Below are 16,443 nucleotides of genomic sequence, written 5' to 3' on the forward strand. Positions count from 1 at the left end.
GCCTCTAGACTCAAGCTGCTTATCATGGCCCGTCCACCCGCTTGCAAGAGTTCCTTATGCGCCGCCTGCTCACCGGCTGTTTTGTCACACTGCTGCTGTTACTCAACACGCTGATCCTGATCGGCCCCCTGATGGTCTTCGCCCTGCTCAAGCTGGTGGCGCCCGGACGCTCACGCGATTACGCCTCCTGGGCCGTGATGTGGATTGCCGAGACCTGGGCCGAGCTCGACAAGCTGATCTTTGCCCTGTGCATCCCCACCCAATGGGATATTCGCGGCGACACCGGGTTGCGGGTCGATACCTCGTACCTGGTGATCAGCAACCATCAATCCTGGGTGGATATCCCGGCGCTGATCCAGACCCTCAACCGGCGCACGCCGTTCTTCAAGTTCTTCCTGAAAAAGGAACTGATCTGGGTGCCGTTCCTGGGCCTGGCCTGGTGGGCCCTGGATTACCCGTTCATGAAGCGCTACAGCAAGGCATTCCTGGCCAGGCACCCGGAACTGGCGGGCCAGGACCTGAAGATCACCAAACAGGCCTGCGAGTTGTTCAAGCGCCAGCCGGTGACGGTGGTCAACTACCTGGAAGGCACACGCTTTACCGAGGCCAAGCGGGCCCAGCAGCAATCACCCTTCACCCACCTGCTCAAGCCCAAGGCCGGTGGCGTGGCGTTTGTACTGGCAGCGATGGGCGAACAACTGGATGCGATCCTCGACGTGACCGTGGTGTATCCACAGGAGAAGACTCCAGGGTTCTGGGATTTGATCAGTGGCGCGGTGCCCCGGGTGATTGTCGATATCCGCACCCGCGAGCTGGATCCTGCATTGTGGCAGGGGGATTACGAGAAGGACCCGGCGTTTCGCCAGAGCATCCAGAGCTGGGTCAACCAGCTCTGGATGGAGAAGGATGCGCGCATTGATGAGCTCATCCGCTGACTCGCCGCCGCCAGGGCCAGGCCTGGCGAGCTCACGTACTTAAAACGAGATCGAAGCACTGTTGCCTGCGCTGAAACTGACATCGCCGACGCCAGCAGAGGCCTGCACACCGCCGGAGGCGCTACCCGTCTCGGCTTCAGGTTTTTTGCCGCCTGCCATTTCGGAATAAGTCATGAACTTCATACCGGTGGCCTTCTCAGCCTCCTCCTTGGTCATTTTGCTGTCGGCACCCTCGCGTTGCCAAAATGCTGGGTTTAAATTGCGCGATGATATTGTTGAATCGCTCATTGAAAGATCTCCATAAAGGGAATAACACCCATCCTGGCGTGCCCTCACGGGAGCTGGAGAGCGCTGGGTTCCAGGCGGGTATTGATCAGTGGCTCGGACCAACCAATCAGTTCCCTGCCCCCCTCACACCCACGTATCTCTCAGCTCCCAGCCCCCCAGATGCCAGCAAGCTTGCCCAGTACAGAAGTGTTGGCCCCCTGCCCGCCCAAGTACTGCAGGATCACCGGGGCAAACTGGCCGATCATGCCGCTGTCCATGCCCAGGGCGCTGAAGGCGGTGTTCAGGTCGTTGGTGTCCTTGACGTTGCCCAGCACGCTGTCCAGGCCACTGGTCTTGCTGCCACCGTTCTGGCCGAGCAGGCCGCTCAGGGCGCCGAGGCTGCCTAATGCGTTGTTGCCCGACAGCTTGTCCAGGCCCGGTACGCTTTTGCCCAACTGCGAATAATCAGTGCTGCTGAGTTGGTTCTTGGCCAGGCCCAGCATCGCACCGGTACCGCCGATGGCCTGCTCGGGAGTGACATTCAACTGCTTGGTCAGTGCCCCCAGCAAGCCGGCGGTTTGTGAGCTCGGCGCCGCGGCGGCGGCCTTGTTGGTGCCCTGGGCGCCGGAAACGGCGTTGGCCACATCGCCCAGGCTGAAACCTGCTGCAAATACCGGGCTGGCCGCCACGCTCAGGAGGCAGGACAGGGCAAAACCGCGTGAAATCTTCATCGAGATAACCTCGTAGGTGTAGGAGCTAAAGCAGCCGTTTGACTGAGCATCCAGCCGCTTGTTCCACGTCACAGATTTGTTCAGGAAAGCCCCGAAAGCCCACACCATCAAACTGCCACTAGGAACCCATCGCCCGCCACAGGGTCAATCAACACACTACAAAACTTGTCAGGAAGAGCCTTATGACTGCGTCCCAACCTCCAGTGATCGAGCACAAGCCCTCATTCTGGACCCGCCCGCGCCTGTTCATCGGCGTCTGCGTGGTGGTGGTTGCCGGTATCGGCGGCGCGCTCTACACCCAGGACAGCGTCAAGTCCGCCGCGACCCTGGTCAGCACCACCCAACAACCGGCTGCGCAAATCATGGCGCACAAGGATTACCTGGAAGTCCAACCGATCGCCACCACCGCCCCGCAACCGGACCGCAGCCTCGAACTGTGGGCCCTGCCGGCCGGCGGCACACCGGTGTCTTTGGGCCTGTTGCCGGAAGACGGCAAAGGCATCATCGGCCTCAACCCACGCCAGCAGGAAACCATCAGCCAGCCGGTAGAGTTGATGGTCAGCTCGGAAACCAAGGGTGGCTCGGTGAGCAAGCAGCCTACCGGCCCGACGGTGTATCAGGGCGCGCTGGCGATCCGCTAAACCTCAAACACCCTAAAACCAATGTGGGAGCCGGTAGAGTTGATGGTCAGCTCGGAAACCAAGGGTGGCTCGGTGAGCAAGCAGCCTACCGGCCCGACGGTGTATCAGGGCGCGCTGGCGATCCGCTAAACCTCAAACACCCTAAAACCAATGTGGGAGCTGGCTTGTGTGGGAGCTGGCTTGCCTGCGATAGCATCACCCCGGTCTAACTGAATAACCGAGGTGCCTGCATCGCGGGCAAGCCCGGCTCCCACACAAGCCAGCTCCCACATTAGGTAGGTGTTGCCTGGATTACGCCGCGCTGAACAGCTTGTGCGGGTCAATCACAAACTTCTTCGGCACACCGGCATCGAACTCGCCGTACCCACGCGGTGCATCATCCAGGCTGATCACCTGCACCCCCACGATCTCGGCGATATTGATGCGGTCCCACATGATCGCCTGCATCAACTGGCGGTTGTACTTCATCACCGGGGTCTGGCCGGTGTGGAAGCTGTGGGATTTGGCCCAACCCAGGCCAAAACGGATGCTCAGGCTGCCCATTTTCGCCGCCGCGTCCACTGCCCCTGGATCTTCGGTGACATACAGGCCGGGGATACCGATCTTGCCCGCCACGCGCACCACGCCCATCAATGAGTTGAGCACCGTGGCCGGGGCTTCGGCCTTGGCCCCTTCATGCCCATGCCCACGGGCTTCAAAGCCCACGGCATCGACGGCGCAGTCCACTTCCGGCTCGCCCAGCAGCGCGGCGATCTGCTCGTGCAGCGGCGTGTCCTGGGACAGGTCGGCGATTTCAAAGCCCTGGGCCTTGGCGTGGGCCAGGCGGATCGGGTTGACGTCGCCGATGATCACCACCGCCGCGCCCAGCAAACGCGCCGAAGCGGCCGCCGCCAGGCCCACGGGACCGGCGCCCGCAATGTACACAGTGCTGCCGGGGCCAACGCCGGCGGTAACGGCACCGTGATAACCGGTGGGCAGGATGTCGGAAAGGCAGGTCAGGTCGCGGATTTTCTCCATGGCCTTGTCGCGATCCGGCAGTTTGAGCAGGTTGAAGTCGGCATACGGCACCAGCACATACTCGGCCTGGCCGCCGGTCCAATCGCCCATGTCCACATAGCCGTAGGCGCCACCGGCACGGGCCGGGTTGACGGTCAGGCACACGCCGGTGTGTTGCTCCTTGCACGAGCGGCAGCGGCCACAGGCAACGTTGAAGGGCACCGACACCAGGTCGCCGAGCTTGAGGTTCTCGACGTCGCTGCCCTTCTCGATCACCTCGCCGGTGATTTCGTGACCGAGCACCAGGCCGGTCTGGGCAGTGGTGCGGCCGCGTACCATATGTTGGTCGGAGCCGCAGATATTGGTGGAGACCACGCGCAGGATGACGCCGTGCTCAATCTTCCTGCCACGGGGGTCCTGCATTTTGGGATAGTCGATTTTCTGTACTTCGACCTGACCGTTGCCGAGATACACGACACCACGATTACCAGACATGCTTTCACCTCGCTGTTGTTTTTATGGAACTGCGGTGCCCCTTTGGGTGGGCAGCGCGTTTAAGTGCTCGGGTTACAGATGCTGTTTTTGCGTTGTTAGTAAGGGCCTCATCGCGGGCAAGCCCGCTCCCACATTCACACATCACCCTGTGGGAGCTGGCTTGCCTGCGATGGCGTCAGTCAGAGCACCACCGTTCTATTGGCGTTCAAAAACACCCGCCGCTCAATGTGATACCCCACCGCACGCGCCAAGGTCAGGCCTTCGATATCCCGCCCCTTGGCAATCAAATCCTCTGGGTAATGACTGTGGTCCACCACCTCCACGCCCTGGGCGATGATCGGGCCTTCGTCCAGGTCGTTGTTGATGTAGTGCGCGGTGGCGCCGACCAACTTCACCCCCTTGTTGTACGCCTGGTGATACGGCTTGGCGCCCTTGAACCCCGGCAGCAACGAGTGATGGATATTGATCGCCTTGCCGTCGAGCTTGCGGCACAGCTCCGGCGACAGCACTTGCATATAGCGCGCAAGGATCACCAGCTCGGCACCCGCCTCTTCAATCACTTGCCACACCTGGCGCTCCTGGGACGGTTTGTCGTTGGGGTCGAGGGGGAAATGGTAGTAGGGAATCTGGTGCCAGTCGGCCAAGGGCTTGAGATCGGGGTGGTTGGACACCACTGCGACCACGTCCATCGACAGTTGGCCGATGCGCTGGCGGTACAGCAGGTCGTTGAGGCAGTGATCGGCCTTGGACACCATGATCACCACTTTTGGCCGGTAGTTCGGCGCCGTCAGCTCGAAAATCATGCCAAAGGCCTCGCCACGGGTGGCCAGGCCATCGCGAAAGCCTTGCTCGTCGAAGCCGTCGGGTTGGCGGAATTCCACACGGATAAAAAAGCGCCCCGAGAGGCGGTCATCGAACGAGTGGTGCTCGGTGACGTAGCAGCCCTGCTCGAACAGATAGCGGGTGACCGCGTCCACCGTGCCGAGCACGCTGGGACAGTCGGCGGTCAAAATCCATGTATCGGGTGCGCGGCTCATTCTAGGTAACTCCTTGATCGTTCCCACGCTCTGCGTGGGAATGCCGCCATGGACGCTCTGCGTCCGTCATCAGGCTTGGACATTCAGGCCATACTCGGCCGAGGCATCCTGCAACCACAACCACCAGTAGTCCGAGAAGCTGCGGCGAATCACCAGTTCCCAGGTGTCTTGCGCGGTATGACGGATCACCAGCTGCGACTTGGCGAACACCGTGCCCACCGCCTTGCCCACCGGGAAGTTGTCGGGGTGCACGTCGTAGCTGGTGGACTTCATCAGCACGTCACGCACGTTCGGGCCGCTGAGTTCGAGGATCTGCTGGCCGCCACTGACGTTGACGACCTGGATGTGCAGATCGCCCAGGGCTGCGCGCAGGTTTTGCTCGGCGGCAAATTCTTCACCGCTGGGCACCACCAGCAGCCACTCATCCGGGCCAAGCCATTGCAGGCTGGTTTCGCCTTTGACGATGACTTGCAACGCGCCGGGCAATTCGATACCCAGGGCCTTGTGCACGCCGGCGGCGAAAGCTGCGTCATGGCCATCGCCACGAATGGTCAGGTGGCCCAGCAGTTTCTTTTCACGCACGGTCACACCGGCGTTCTTGCGCCCCTTGCCAACCAGGCTGGCAAGGTCGGCATGGTGCAGCGACGACTCGGCCTTGGCGCCGGTGGTGGGGCGTTGTTGGTAAACATTGGCTGCGGTCATAAAGCACCTGTGTTGAATTTGATCGTTCCCACGCTCTGCGTGGGAATGCCGCCATGGACGCTCTGCGTCCGCTCTTGGGGCGCAGAGCGCCCCGGGATGCATACCCACGCGGAGCGTGGGAATGATCAGGTGTCAGATGTTCTGCCGTTCGCCTTTCGGGTCAAAGAACACCGAAGACACAATCTCGGCCTCGATCACGCTGCCATCGGCCTGGGGCGAGAACACCCGCTCGCCCATACGCTTCAAGCCGCCCTTGACCACCGCCATCGCAAACGAATAGCCGAGGGAGTTGTGGGCATAGCTGGAAGTGACATGACCGACCATCTTCATCGGAATGCTCTGCTTCGGATCAAGCACCAGTTGCGCGCCCTCTGGCAGCCACACCTTCGGATCAATCGGCTTCAAGCCCACCAGTTGCTTGCGCTCTTCACGCACGCAATCCTCGCGATTCATCCCACGCCAGCCGATCCACGAAAACGGTTTGGTACGGCCTACACACCAGCCCATGTTCAGGTCATCCGGGGTCATCGAACCATCGGTGTCTTGCCCGACGATGATGAAGCCCTTCTCGGCCCGCAGCACGTGCATGGTCTCGGTGCCATACGGGGTCAGGTTGTACTGTTTGCCGGCCTCGACGATCTGCTCCAGCACGCCCATGGCGTAGTCGGCCTGCACGTTGACTTCATACGACAGCTCACCGGTAAACGAGATACGGAACACCCGCGCCGGCACGCCGCCCACCAAGCCTTCTTTCCAGGTCATGAACGGGAAGCCGTCCTTGTCCAGATCGATGTCGGTGACTTCGCTCAACAGTTTGCGGCTGTTGGGCCCGGACAAGGTCATAGTCGCCCAGTGGTCGGTGACCGAGGTGAAGTACACCTTGAGGTCCGGCCATTCGGTCTGCTGGTAGATTTCCAGCCACTGCAACACCCGCGCCGCGCCGCCAGTGGTGGTGGTCATCAGGAAGTGGTTGTCGGCCAGGCAGGCGGTCACGCCGTCGTCGAAGACCATGCCGTCTTCCTTGCACATCAGGCCGTAGCGCGCCTTGCCCACGTCGAGCTTGGTCCAGGCGTTGCTGTAGATGCGGTTGAGGAACTCGCGGGCATCCGGGCCCTGGATATCGATCTTGCCCAGGGTCGAGGCGTCCAGCAGGCCGACGCTGTCGCGCACGGCCAGGCATTCGCGCTTGACTGCCGCGTGCAGGTCTTCACCGTTGCGCGGGAAGTACCACGGGCGTTTCCACTGGCCGACATCCTCGAACTCGGCGCCGTTTTTCACGTGCCAGGCGTGCAGCGCGGTGTAGCGCACCGGCTCGAAGATATGCCCACAGTGCCGGCCTGCCACGGCGCCAAAAGTCACTGGTGTGTAGTTGGGGCGGAACATGGTGGTGCCCATCTGCGGGATGCTCACGTTCAGCGAGCGCGCGGCAATCGCCAGGCCGTTGACGTTACCCAGCTTGCCCTGGTCGGTGCCGAAGCCCAGCGCGGTGTAGCGCTTGACGTGTTCCACCGACTCGAAGCCCTCGCGGGTCGCCAGTTCGATGGCGGCGGCGGTGACGTCGTTCTGCAAGTCGACAAATTGCTTGGGCGCCCGGGCAGTGGCTTTCTCGTGGGGCACCTGGAACAGCGCCAGGGTCGGCTCTTCCAGGCGCGTCAGGGCCTTGGGCAGCGTGCCTTCCACCGGGGCAAACCCGGCTTCGCTGGCGGCGCGCACGCCACCTTCAAAACCATCGGCCAGGGAATCACCCAGGCCGTAGACACCGTTGATACCGCCCACACACACGCGTTTCTGCGGTGCCTCGCCCGGTACAAACCCGAGGATATCTTCACGCCAGGTCGGCTTGCCGCCCAGGTGCGAAGCCAAGTGCACCACCGGGCTGTAGCCACCGGAGCTGGCCACCAGGTCGCAGTCCAGCCACTCGCCAGGGCTGGTGACTGTGTGGGCTTTGACGTCGATGGCCGCCACGCGGGCGCCAGTGACGTGCTTGCTGCCACGGGCTTCGATCACGGCGCTGCCGGTAAGGATGCGAATGCCTTTGGCGCGGGCCTCTTCCACCAGCGCACCGCGTGGGTTGTGGCGTGCATCGGCCACCGCGACCACGCTAAGGCCGGCGTCAAACCAGTCCAGCGCCACACGGTAGGCGTGATCGTTGTTGGTCGACAGCAGCAGTTTTTTACCCGGCGCCACGCCATAACGGCGCACATAGGTCGAGACCGCACCCGCGAGCATATTGCCCGGCACATCGTTATTGCCGTACACCAGCGGACGCTCGCAGGCGCCGGTCGCCAGCACCACACGCTTGGCACGCACCCGGTGGATACGCTGGCGCACCACGCCAATCGGCGCACGGTCGCCGAGGTGGTCGGTGAGGCGCTCGTGGAGGGTCAGGAAGTTATGGTCGTGATAGCCATTGACAGTGGCGCGAGGCAGCAACACCACGTCCGGCAGGGCCTTGAGCTCAGCGACCACGCTGGCGACCCACTCGGCCGCCGGCTTGCCGTCGAGGCTTTCGCGCGAGTCGAGCAGCGACCCGCCGAATTCTTCCTGCTCATCGGCGATGATCACCCGCGCCCCAGTGCGCGCAGCGGCCAGCGCCGCCGCCAGGCCCGCAGGCCCGGCGCCGACGATCAGCACATCGCAATGGCGGTTCATGTAGTCATAGGTGTCCGGGTCGTTCTCGGTCGGCGAGCGGCCCAGCCCGGCGGCCTTGCGGATGTACTTTTCGTAGGTCATCCAGAACGATTGCGGGTACATGAAGGTTTTGTAGTAGAAACCCGGCGGCATCAGCTTGCCGCCGACCTTGCCGAGGATGCCCATCATGTCGTTGTTCACGCTTGGCCAGCCGTTGGTGCTGGTGGCGACCAGGCCCTGGTACAGCGCCTGTTGCGTGGCGCGCACGTTGGGGATCTGCGTGGCTTCGGTGGCACCGATCTGCAGCACCGCGTTCGGCTCTTCGGCGCCGGCGGCGAAGATGCCGCGCGGGCGCGAATACTTGAAGCTGCGGCCGATGATATCCACGCCATTGGCCAGCAGGGCAGCGGCCAGGGTGTCGCCTTCAAAGCCTTTGTAGCTCTGGCCGTTGAAGGTAAACGTCAGGGCTTTATTACGGTCGATGCGGCCACCGTTGGACAGGCGATTGATCTGGCTCATACCTTCTCTCCAGAGGCCTTGGCGGTAAATTGCGGCTTCTCGCCGATCTTGTAGGTTTCAAGAATTTCGTAGCTCAGGGTGTCGCGGGTGGCGTTGAAGTACTGGCGGCAACCGGCGGCATGGATCCACAGTTCGTGGTGCAGGCCACGGGGGTTATCGCGGAAAAACATATAGTCGCCCCACTCCTCGTCGGTGCAGGCATTGGGGTCCAGCGGGCGCGGGATATGCGCTTGGCCGGAAGCGTGGAATTCCTCTTCGGAGCGCAGTTCGCCACAGTGAGGACAGAAGATATGCAACATAGGGAATTTCTCCTGTTAGTGGGCGACGGCCGCAGCGCCGTGTTCGTCGATCAACGCACCGTTGTGGAAACGGTCGATGGAGAAAGGCGCCGCCAGCGGGTGCATCTCACCCTTGGCCAGGCTCGCGGCAAATACGTTGCCGGAACCGGGGGTGGCCTTGAAGCCACCGGTGCCCCAGCCGCAGTTGAAGAACATGTTCGGCACAGGGGTCTTGGAGATGATCGGGCACGCGTCCGGCGTGGTGTCGACGATACCGCCCCACTGGCGGTTCATGCGCACCCGCGAGAGCACCGGGAACATCTCGACGATGGCCTGGATGGTGTGTTCGATCACCGGGTACGAGCCGCGCTGGCCGTAGCCGTTATAGCCGTCGATACCGGCGCCGATCACCAGGTCGCCCTTGTCGGACTGGCTGATGTAACCGTGCACGGCGTTGGACATGATCACGCTGTCGATAATCGGCTTGATCGGCTCCGACACCAACGCTTGCAGCGGGTGGGACTCGATCGGCAGGCGGAACCCGGCCAGCGAGGCCATGTGCCCGGAGTTACCGGCGGTGACCACCCCGACGCGCTTGGCGCCGATAAAGCCCTTGTTGGTTTCCACGCCGATGCACACGCCGTTGTCCTTGCGAAAGCCGATGACTTCGGTCTGCTGGATCAGGTCCACGCCCAGAGCGTCGGCGGCACGGGCAAAGCCCCAGGCCACGGCATCATGACGGGCCACGCCGCCGCGCCGTTGCACGGTGGCACCCAGTACCGGGTAGCGGGTGTTTTTCGAGCAGTCGAGGTACGGGATCTCGTCCGCGACCTGCTTGGCATTGAGCAGCTCGCCATCCACGCCATTGAGGCGGTTGGCGCTGACACGGCGCTCGGAATCGCGGATGTCCTGCAGGGTGTGGCACAGGTTGTACACGCCACGCTGGGAGAACATCACGTTGTAGTTCAGGTCCTGGGACAACCCTTCCCAGAGCTTCATCGCATGCTCATAGAGGTGCGCCGACTCATCCCACAGGTAGTTGGAACGCACGATGGTGGTGTTGCGCGCGGTGTTACCGCCGCCCAGCCAGCCTTTCTCGACCACCGCCACGTTGGTGATGCCGTGTTCCTTGGCCAGGTAGTAAGCAGTGGCCAGACCATGCCCGCCACCGCCGACGATGACCACGTCGTAGACCTTTTTCGGGGTCGGCGTGCGCCACATCTTCTGCCAGTTTTCGTGATGGCTGAGGGAGTGTTTGAAGAGGCCGAAGCCCGAGTAGCGTTGCATAGGCATTACTCCAAAACCGCGCTCAGCGATAAACCGGGAAATCCGCGCACAGGGCAGACACGTGCTTGGCCACGTTGGCCTCGACATCGGCGTCGCCGAGGTTGTCGAGGATGTCGCAGATCCAGCCAGCCAACTCCACGCATTGCGCCACCTTGAAACCACGGGTGGTCACCGCCGGGGTGCCGATACGCAGGCCCGAGGTCACGAACGGCGACTGCGGGTCATTGGGCACGGCGTTCTTGTTGACGGTGATATGGGCGCGACCGAGGGCGGCGTCCGCGTCCTTGCCGGTCAGGCCCTGGCGGATCAGGCTGACCAGGAACAGGTGGTTATCGGTGCCGCCGGACACCACATCGTAGCCGCGCTTGATAAACACCTCGGCCATGGCCTGGGCGTTATCGATCACCTGTTGCTGGTAGGCCTTGAAGCCAGGCTCCTGGGCTTCCTTGAAGCACACCGCCTTGCCGGCGATCACATGCATCAGCGGGCCGCCCTGGGCGCCGGGGAATACGGCGGCGTTGAGTTTCTTTTCAATCGCTTCGTTGGCCTTGGCCAAAATCAGCCCGCCACGGGGGCCGCGCAGGGTCTTGTGGGTGGTGGTGGTGACCACATCGGCGTAGGGCAGCGGGTTCGGATACAGGCCCGCCGCCACCAGGCCGGCGACGTGGGCCATATCGACGAACAGCAGCGCGCCGACCTTGTCGGCGATCTGGCGAAAGCGTGGGAAATCCAGGGTCTTGGAGTAGGCGGAGAAGCCGGCAACGACCATCTTCGGCTGATGCTCCACGGCCAGGCGCTCGACTTCGTCGTAGTCGATCAGCCCGGTGTCGGTGTTGATGCCGTACTGTACCGCGTTGTACAGCTTGCCCGAGGACGACACCTTGGCGCCGTGGGTCAGGTGGCCGCCGTGGGCCAGGCTCATGCCGAGGATGGTGTCACCGGCGTTCAGCAGCGCCAGGTACACCGCACTGTTGGCGGACGAGCCGGAGTGCGGCTGCACATTGGCGTAATCGGCGCCGAACAGCTGCTTGGCGCGCTCGATGGCCAGGGCCTCGACTTTATCCACATGCTCGCAGCCACCGTAGTAGCGCTTGCCCGGGTAGCCTTCGGCGTATTTGTTGGTCAGGCCGCTGCCCTGGGCCTGCATCACGCGCTTGCTGGTGTAGTTCTCCGACGCGATCAGCTCGATATGATCTTCCTGGCGCTGCTCCTCGGCATTCATGGCCGCCAGCAGTGCATCGTCATATCCCTGGATCTGGTCTTGTTTGCTGAACATCGCGTCTCTCCCAGCCTTTCGTATTGTTGAGGCCCGTGCAGGGCCCTTTGATGCGATGGTAGGGCTGGCGCAAATCGACCAAATGCCTGCGCACGCCACGCAAAGGTGCGTTTACGACATTGCATGAGCGCCACTGAACAAATGTGGGAGCTGGCTTGCCTGCTCCCACAAGGATTAGGCGATGATCTGGCGCACGAGTAGCAGCAGCAGGAAATGCAGGGGGTAAAGGGCGTAGGCCCAGCGGCGCATGGCCGGGGGCGAGGCGCCTTGGGCATGTCGCAATAAGACCAGCCCAGCCAATGGCGCAATCAGGCATGTAGCCAACCCGAGCAGCGCCACGAGGTTGCCGCTATCGAGCAATACCTGCCATTGATTGGCCGCCACACACACCAACCCCGGCAACACGCTGAAATACCAGGGGCGACTGAACACCAACAGCATCGCCAACGGCAGCAATACACCAAAAAAACCGAACATCAGATTCGACGAAAATAGCGCCGCCAATAACAAGGCAATCAGCGCCAATCCACGATCAAACAGCGTCTTCTGCTGCCATCCCCGGGCAACCAGTAAACCCAACGCCAGGGTCGGCAGCACATTCAATGTATCGGCATCCTCGATAAACAGCCGATACGGCACCTCGCTGATCACGCTAAACAGCAACAACCACCCCAGGTAACGCCACTGCCCGGTGACAGGCGCACCCCGGACCCGCTGCAAATTGGCTGCAATCGCCAGGCAAAACCACGGGAACGCCAGGCGCCCCGGCACGTACAGGCCATCGAGGCTCAAACCGACATAGCGCAGGTGGTCCAGCACCATGCTCAAGAGCGCCAGCCATTTGAGCAGGTCGAGGGCGCCGTCGCGCACGCGCCTTACAGGAATCGTTTCAGTACCGTGCATAATTCCCCAGTGACTTTGCATTAACAGTGCGTGCGCCCGCCGGATATTCTTGGTTACAGTGCGCACCAACATCGACCACAGGAACGGGCCATGACCGACAAGAGCCAACAATTTGCCAGTGACAACTATTCCGGTATCTGCCCGGAAGCCTGGGCCGCCATGGAACTCGCCAACCAGGGCCATCAGCGCGCCTATGGCGACGATGAATGGACCCACCGCGCCGCCGACGGTTTCCGCAAACTGTTTGAAACCGACTGTGAAGTATTCTTCGCCTTCAACGGCACAGCGGCCAACTCCCTGGCCCTGTCCTCCCTGTGCCAGAGCTACCATAGCGTGATTTGCTCGGAAACCGCCCACGTCGAGACCGACGAATGCGGCGCGCCGGAGTTTTTCTCCAACGGCTCCAAGCTGCTCACCGCCCGCACCGAAAACGGCAAGCTGACCCCCGAGTCGATCCGCGAGATCGCCCTCAAGCGCCAGGATATCCACTACCCCAAGCCGCGCGTCGTGACCCTGACCCAGGCTACCGAAGTGGGCAGCGTGTACACCCCGGCTGAAATCCGCGCCATCAGCGCCACCTGCAAGGAACTGGGGCTGAACCTGCATATGGACGGCGCACGCTTCTCCAATGCCTGCGCCTTCCTCGGCTGCTCGCCAGCGGACCTGACCTGGAAAGCCGGCGTGGACGTGCTGTGTTTTGGCGGCACCAAAAACGGCATGGCGGTGGGTGAAGCGATCCTGTTCTTCAACCACAAGCTGGCGGAAGACTTCGACTACCGCTGCAAACAGGCCGGCCAGTTAGCGTCGAAAATGCGCTTTTTGTCAGCACCGTGGGTGGGCCTGCTGGAACACGACGCCTGGCTCAAACATGCGCGCCACGCCAACCACTGCGCCCAGTTGCTCAGCAGCCTGGTGGCGGATATTCCGGGTGTGGAATTGATGTTCCCGGTGCAGGCCAACGGCGTGTTCCTGCAACTCTCGGAACCGGCCATCGCCGCCTTGACGGCCAAGGGCTGGCGCTTCTACACCTTCATCGGCAAGGGCGGCGCGCGCTTCATGTGCGCGTGGGACACCGAGGAAGAGCGGGTGCGTGAGCTGGCGGCGGATATTCGTGAGGTGATGGGCGCCTGATCTCATCCGGGTGGCCGACCTGCCCCTGATCCGGCCACGGATACTGGCGGATTGCCGAGACTGTTTTTTGATATTTCTGACAGCCTCAAACCCGGACTGTATGGTCTAGCCTCTTGGAACCCGGAAGGAAATGGCCGCTGCAGAGGCCACCTTCCGGGCCATACTGCCTGCCGAATAATCGGCCGGAAACGGAAATCCAGCAGAGGGCTACATCATGGAAAATCAAAGCTTCGGTAACATCCTGCAAAGTGACACCCCACTCTCGACCACCCTCGTCGGCTGGGATGAGTTCAGGAAACTGGCAAAAGTCGGTGACATCATCCAGGAACCTGGCAGGGCTTTGAGAATCACCGAAAAAGTCTTTGAACCGACAGCTTCAGGCGAACAGTTCGCAATTCATATCTACGCTCGCTAACCCCTAATGATCGTTCCCACGCTCCGCGTGGGAACGCCTCTCAGGACGCTCCGCGTCCCTCAAGGATGAGCCTATGGGTAGAAGCCGCTACGTCATCACCGAACCCGAAAAACCACACTTCCTGACGTGTACCGTCATGGAATGGCTACCACTGTTCACCCGTGACTACCTCGTCAGCCATCTCCTGGATTGTTGGCGATATCAACAAAACCACCATGCCCTTAGCCTGTATGGCTACGTCGTCCTGGAAAACCACCTGCACTTCATCGCTCAGGCGCCTGACCTGAACAAATGCGTCAGCCAATTCAAATCCTTCACCGCTCGAACCATCATCGATGACCTGCACCGCAAAGGCGCTGAACGGGTATTACACCGCCTGCGCTTTTGCAAACGTGCACACAAGGTAGATCGGGTTTATCAACTCTGGCAGGAAGGCTCACATGCCGAGTTGGTGTACAGCGAGGCGGTGATGCGCCAGAAGCTTGATTACATCCACCACAACCCGGTGAAGCGGGGTTATGTGGACCTTGCTGAACACTGGAGGTACTCCAGTGCTCGTAACTATGTGGGCATGGAGGGGTTGATCGATATCCAGCGCTGGTCCTGAAGCTCGTGAAGATGAAGATCGTTCCCACGCTCTGCGTGGGCATGCAGCCCGTGACGCTCCGCGTCACATCACGCATAAGGGACGCGGAGCGTCCCAGGAGGCATTCCCACGCAGAGCGTGGGAACGATTGTCAGGGGGGGGGGCAGAACTCGATCCGTACATCGCCTTTGAAGATCGTTCCCACGCTCCGCGTGGGAACGCAGCCCGTGACGCTCCGCGTCACATCACGCATAAGGGACGCGGAGCGTCCCAGGAGGCATTCCCACGCGGAGCGTGGGAACGATCATCAGGGGGGTTAGAACTCGATCCGCACATCACCCTTCGGCACACTGCAGCACGACAGGATGTAGCCTTCGGCTTCGTCTTCCTCGGTAATCCCGCCGTTGTGCTCCATCTCCACTTCCCCACCCAGCTTCATCACCTTGCATGTGCCGCAAATGCCCATCCCGCAGGCCTTGGGAATCAGCAGGCCGAGCTTGGCCGCCGCCGCATGCACGGTTTCCCCGGGCGCCACACGAATGCTTTTGCCCGACGAGATAAATTCCACCTGGTGCAAATCCGCCAGGTCGATTTCCGGCGCATCCGCAGCTTGCTCAGCCTGTTCTACCGCATCGGCCCGAGCTTCCGGTGGCGTGGCGCCGAAAGACTCCTCGTGGTAACGGCTCATGTCGAAGCCATTGGCTTCCAGCAGGCGCTTGACCGCATTCATGTACGGCGTGGGGCCGCAACAGAACACTTCACGCTCAAGGAAGTCCGGCACCATCAATTCCAGCATCTTGTGGTTCAGGTACCCACGATAACCGGCCCAGGGTTCGCCCAGGCCGTGCTTCTCGCAGATCAGATGCAAGCTGAAGTTATCGATCCGCGACGCCATATGCTCCAGCTCGCGGTGGTAGATGATGTCTTTGGGCGAACGGGCGCTGTGGATAAACGTCATGTCAACGTTGGCGTTGGTGTCGTAGAACCAGCGCGCCATGGACATCACCGGGGTGATGCCGACACCGCCGCTGAGGTACAGCACCTTCGGGCTTGGGAAGTCGATGGCATTGAACAGCCCGACCGGCCCGTGCACCGCCAGCTCCTGGCCTTCATGCAGGGTGTCGTGCAGCCAGTTGGAAACCTTACCGCCCGGCACGCGCTTGATGGTCACCGAAAAGCTGTAGGGCACCGACGGCGAGCTGGAAATAGTGTATGAACGCATGATCGGTTGGCCGTCGATCTCCAGTTCCAGGGTGACGAACTGCCCCGGCTTGAAAAAGAACAGGATCGGCTGGTCGGCCATAAAGCAGAAGGTGCGCACATCCCAGGTTTCCTGGATGACTTTGACGCAACGGACAATGTGCCGACCATTGGCCCAGGTCTGGGTGGTGACAGGATTCAGGAAGCTGTTGGACATGCTGTTCTCCACGGCCGTAGTTCGGCTTGATGCTGGCGATTCTGCGTAAGGCCGCCACCTGCCATTTACCTATCTGCGACATTCGCATACTTATCGCGACCAGCCCCCATGCCACTGGGGTTGCGCGTCGGGAACAGAGTGGGCCATGTCGTTAATGGATAAGGTTGCGGGCATCGCCGGGCCCACACTCGCAGCC

At 61.7% G+C, this 16,443-nt stretch carries 16 protein-coding genes; 5 read left to right on the top strand and 11 right to left on the bottom strand.

Annotated features, from left to right (window positions below; translation table 11 throughout):
- Positions 1–56 precede the first annotated feature (56 nt).
- Positions 57–935 (top strand): 1-acylglycerol-3-phosphate O-acyltransferase, YihG family, encoded by an 879-nt coding sequence (locus BLL38_RS09265; protein ID WP_076962286.1) that lies wholly within the window; start codon positions 57–59, stop codon positions 933–935.
- A 39-nt stretch (positions 936–974) separates the two neighbouring features.
- Here BLL38_RS09265 and BLL38_RS09270 read toward each other — a convergent pair whose 3' ends face one another.
- The gene (locus tag BLL38_RS09270) at positions 975–1,223 is read right to left on the bottom strand and encodes a hypothetical protein (protein ID WP_076962287.1); all 249 of its coding nucleotides are present in this window, start codon (positions 1,221–1,223) and stop codon (positions 975–977) included.
- A 140-nt stretch (positions 1,224–1,363) separates the two neighbouring features.
- Positions 1,364–1,933, bottom strand: coding sequence for a DUF2780 domain-containing protein (locus tag BLL38_RS09275; protein ID WP_076962329.1), 570 nt, complete (start codon positions 1,931–1,933; stop codon positions 1,364–1,366).
- A 182-nt stretch (positions 1,934–2,115) separates the two neighbouring features.
- On the opposite strand from BLL38_RS09275, the gene BLL38_RS09280 reads away from it, so the two are divergent.
- Positions 2,116–2,574 (top strand): anti-sigma factor domain-containing protein, encoded by a 459-nt coding sequence (locus BLL38_RS09280; protein ID WP_076962288.1) that lies wholly within the window; start codon positions 2,116–2,118, stop codon positions 2,572–2,574.
- Positions 2,575–2,865: 291 nt separating this feature from the next.
- On the opposite strand, the gene fdhA is transcribed toward BLL38_RS09280, so the two are convergent.
- The 8 genes from fdhA to BLL38_RS09320 all read right to left on the bottom strand — a co-directional run bounded on the left by fdhA (position 2,866) and on the right by BLL38_RS09320 (position 12,698).
- Positions 2,866–4,065 (bottom strand): formaldehyde dehydrogenase, glutathione-independent, encoded by a 1,200-nt coding sequence (fdhA, locus tag BLL38_RS09285; RefSeq protein WP_076962289.1) that lies wholly within the window; start codon positions 4,063–4,065, stop codon positions 2,866–2,868.
- 179 nt (positions 4,066–4,244) lie between these two features.
- A complete protein-coding gene (gene purU / locus BLL38_RS09290; protein WP_029296961.1) occupies positions 4,245–5,102 on the bottom strand; it encodes a formyltetrahydrofolate deformylase in 858 nt (285 codons plus the stop codon).
- 69 nt (positions 5,103–5,171) lie between these two features.
- On the bottom strand, positions 5,172–5,804 hold the full coding sequence (locus tag BLL38_RS09295; protein ID WP_076962290.1) for a sarcosine oxidase subunit gamma: 633 nt from the start codon (positions 5,802–5,804) through the stop codon (positions 5,172–5,174).
- Positions 5,805–5,936: 132 nt separating this feature from the next.
- A complete protein-coding gene (locus BLL38_RS09300) occupies positions 5,937–8,954 on the bottom strand; it encodes a sarcosine oxidase subunit alpha (protein ID WP_076962291.1) in 3,018 nt (1,005 codons plus the stop codon).
- A complete protein-coding gene (locus tag BLL38_RS09305; RefSeq protein WP_076962292.1) occupies positions 8,951–9,253 on the bottom strand; it encodes a sarcosine oxidase subunit delta in 303 nt (100 codons plus the stop codon). The genes BLL38_RS09300 and BLL38_RS09305 overlap by 4 nt, the downstream gene beginning before the upstream one ends.
- Positions 9,254–9,268: 15 nt before the next feature.
- On the bottom strand, positions 9,269–10,519 hold the full coding sequence (locus BLL38_RS09310) for a sarcosine oxidase subunit beta (RefSeq protein WP_076962293.1): 1,251 nt from the start codon (positions 10,517–10,519) through the stop codon (positions 9,269–9,271).
- Positions 10,520–10,541: 22 nt separating this feature from the next.
- On the bottom strand, positions 10,542–11,795 hold the full coding sequence (locus tag BLL38_RS09315) for a serine hydroxymethyltransferase (RefSeq protein ID WP_076962294.1): 1,254 nt from the start codon (positions 11,793–11,795) through the stop codon (positions 10,542–10,544).
- Between the two features lie 174 nt (positions 11,796–11,969).
- Entirely contained in the window at positions 11,970–12,698 is a 729-nt protein-coding gene (locus BLL38_RS09320) for a TraX family protein (RefSeq protein ID WP_076962295.1), read from the bottom strand.
- Between the two features lie 90 nt (positions 12,699–12,788).
- Here BLL38_RS09320 and BLL38_RS09325 point away from each other — a divergent pair, with 90 nt between their 5' ends.
- The 3 genes from BLL38_RS09325 to BLL38_RS09335 all read left to right on the top strand — a co-directional run bounded on the left by BLL38_RS09325 (position 12,789) and on the right by BLL38_RS09335 (position 14,851).
- A complete protein-coding gene (locus tag BLL38_RS09325) occupies positions 12,789–13,829 on the top strand; it encodes a threonine aldolase family protein (RefSeq protein ID WP_076962296.1) in 1,041 nt (346 codons plus the stop codon).
- Positions 13,830–14,043: 214 nt separating this feature from the next.
- Positions 14,044–14,244 carry a hypothetical protein gene (locus tag BLL38_RS09330; protein WP_076962297.1) on the top strand — a complete coding sequence of 67 codons (201 nt, stop codon included), beginning with the start codon at positions 14,044–14,046 and terminating at the stop codon, positions 14,242–14,244.
- A gap of 73 nt (positions 14,245–14,317) precedes the next feature.
- Positions 14,318–14,851 (top strand): REP-associated tyrosine transposase, encoded by a 534-nt coding sequence (locus BLL38_RS09335; protein ID WP_076962298.1) that lies wholly within the window; start codon positions 14,318–14,320, stop codon positions 14,849–14,851.
- A 295-nt stretch (positions 14,852–15,146) separates the two neighbouring features.
- Here BLL38_RS09335 and gbcB read toward each other — a convergent pair whose 3' ends face one another.
- On the bottom strand, positions 15,147–16,247 hold the full coding sequence (gbcB, locus tag BLL38_RS09340) for a glycine-betaine demethylase subunit GbcB (RefSeq protein WP_076962299.1): 1,101 nt from the start codon (positions 16,245–16,247) through the stop codon (positions 15,147–15,149).
- Positions 16,248–16,443 lie beyond the last annotated feature (196 nt).

Origin of the sequence: Pseudomonas gessardii, from assembly GCF_001983165.1 — a bacterium.
In the GTDB taxonomy this organism is placed as follows: domain Bacteria; phylum Pseudomonadota; class Gammaproteobacteria; order Pseudomonadales; family Pseudomonadaceae; genus Aquipseudomonas; species Aquipseudomonas gessardii.

Excerpts from the sequence above, each read along its gene's own strand:
- BLL38_RS09265 (WP_076962286.1), top strand. The coding sequence starts at position 57 with ATGCGCCGCCTGCTCACCGGCTGTTTTGTCACACTGCTGCTGTTACTC.
- BLL38_RS09270 (WP_076962287.1), bottom strand. The coding sequence starts at position 1,223 with ATGAGCGATTCAACAATATCATCGCGCAATTTAAACCCAGCATTTTGG.
- BLL38_RS09275 (WP_076962329.1), bottom strand. The coding sequence starts at position 1,933 with ATGAAGATTTCACGCGGTTTTGCCCTGTCCTGCCTCCTGAGCGTGGCG.
- BLL38_RS09280 (WP_076962288.1), top strand. The coding sequence starts at position 2,116 with ATGACTGCGTCCCAACCTCCAGTGATCGAGCACAAGCCCTCATTCTGG.
- fdhA (WP_076962289.1), bottom strand. The coding sequence starts at position 4,065 with ATGTCTGGTAATCGTGGTGTCGTGTATCTCGGCAACGGTCAGGTCGAA.
- purU (WP_029296961.1), bottom strand. The coding sequence starts at position 5,102 with ATGAGCCGCGCACCCGATACATGGATTTTGACCGCCGACTGTCCCAGC.
- BLL38_RS09295 (WP_076962290.1), bottom strand. The coding sequence starts at position 5,804 with ATGACCGCAGCCAATGTTTACCAACAACGCCCCACCACCGGCGCCAAG.
- BLL38_RS09300 (WP_076962291.1), bottom strand. The coding sequence starts at position 8,954 with ATGAGCCAGATCAATCGCCTGTCCAACGGTGGCCGCATCGACCGTAAT.
- BLL38_RS09305 (WP_076962292.1), bottom strand. The coding sequence starts at position 9,253 with ATGTTGCATATCTTCTGTCCTCACTGTGGCGAACTGCGCTCCGAAGAG.
- BLL38_RS09310 (WP_076962293.1), bottom strand. The coding sequence starts at position 10,519 with ATGCAACGCTACTCGGGCTTCGGCCTCTTCAAACACTCCCTCAGCCAT.
- BLL38_RS09315 (WP_076962294.1), bottom strand. The coding sequence starts at position 11,795 with ATGTTCAGCAAACAAGACCAGATCCAGGGATATGACGATGCACTGCTG.
- BLL38_RS09320 (WP_076962295.1), bottom strand. The coding sequence starts at position 12,698 with ATGCACGGTACTGAAACGATTCCTGTAAGGCGCGTGCGCGACGGCGCC.
- BLL38_RS09325 (WP_076962296.1), top strand. The coding sequence starts at position 12,789 with ATGACCGACAAGAGCCAACAATTTGCCAGTGACAACTATTCCGGTATC.
- BLL38_RS09330 (WP_076962297.1), top strand. The coding sequence starts at position 14,044 with ATGGAAAATCAAAGCTTCGGTAACATCCTGCAAAGTGACACCCCACTC.
- BLL38_RS09335 (WP_076962298.1), top strand. The coding sequence starts at position 14,318 with ATGGGTAGAAGCCGCTACGTCATCACCGAACCCGAAAAACCACACTTC.
- gbcB (WP_076962299.1), bottom strand. The coding sequence starts at position 16,247 with ATGTCCAACAGCTTCCTGAATCCTGTCACCACCCAGACCTGGGCCAAT.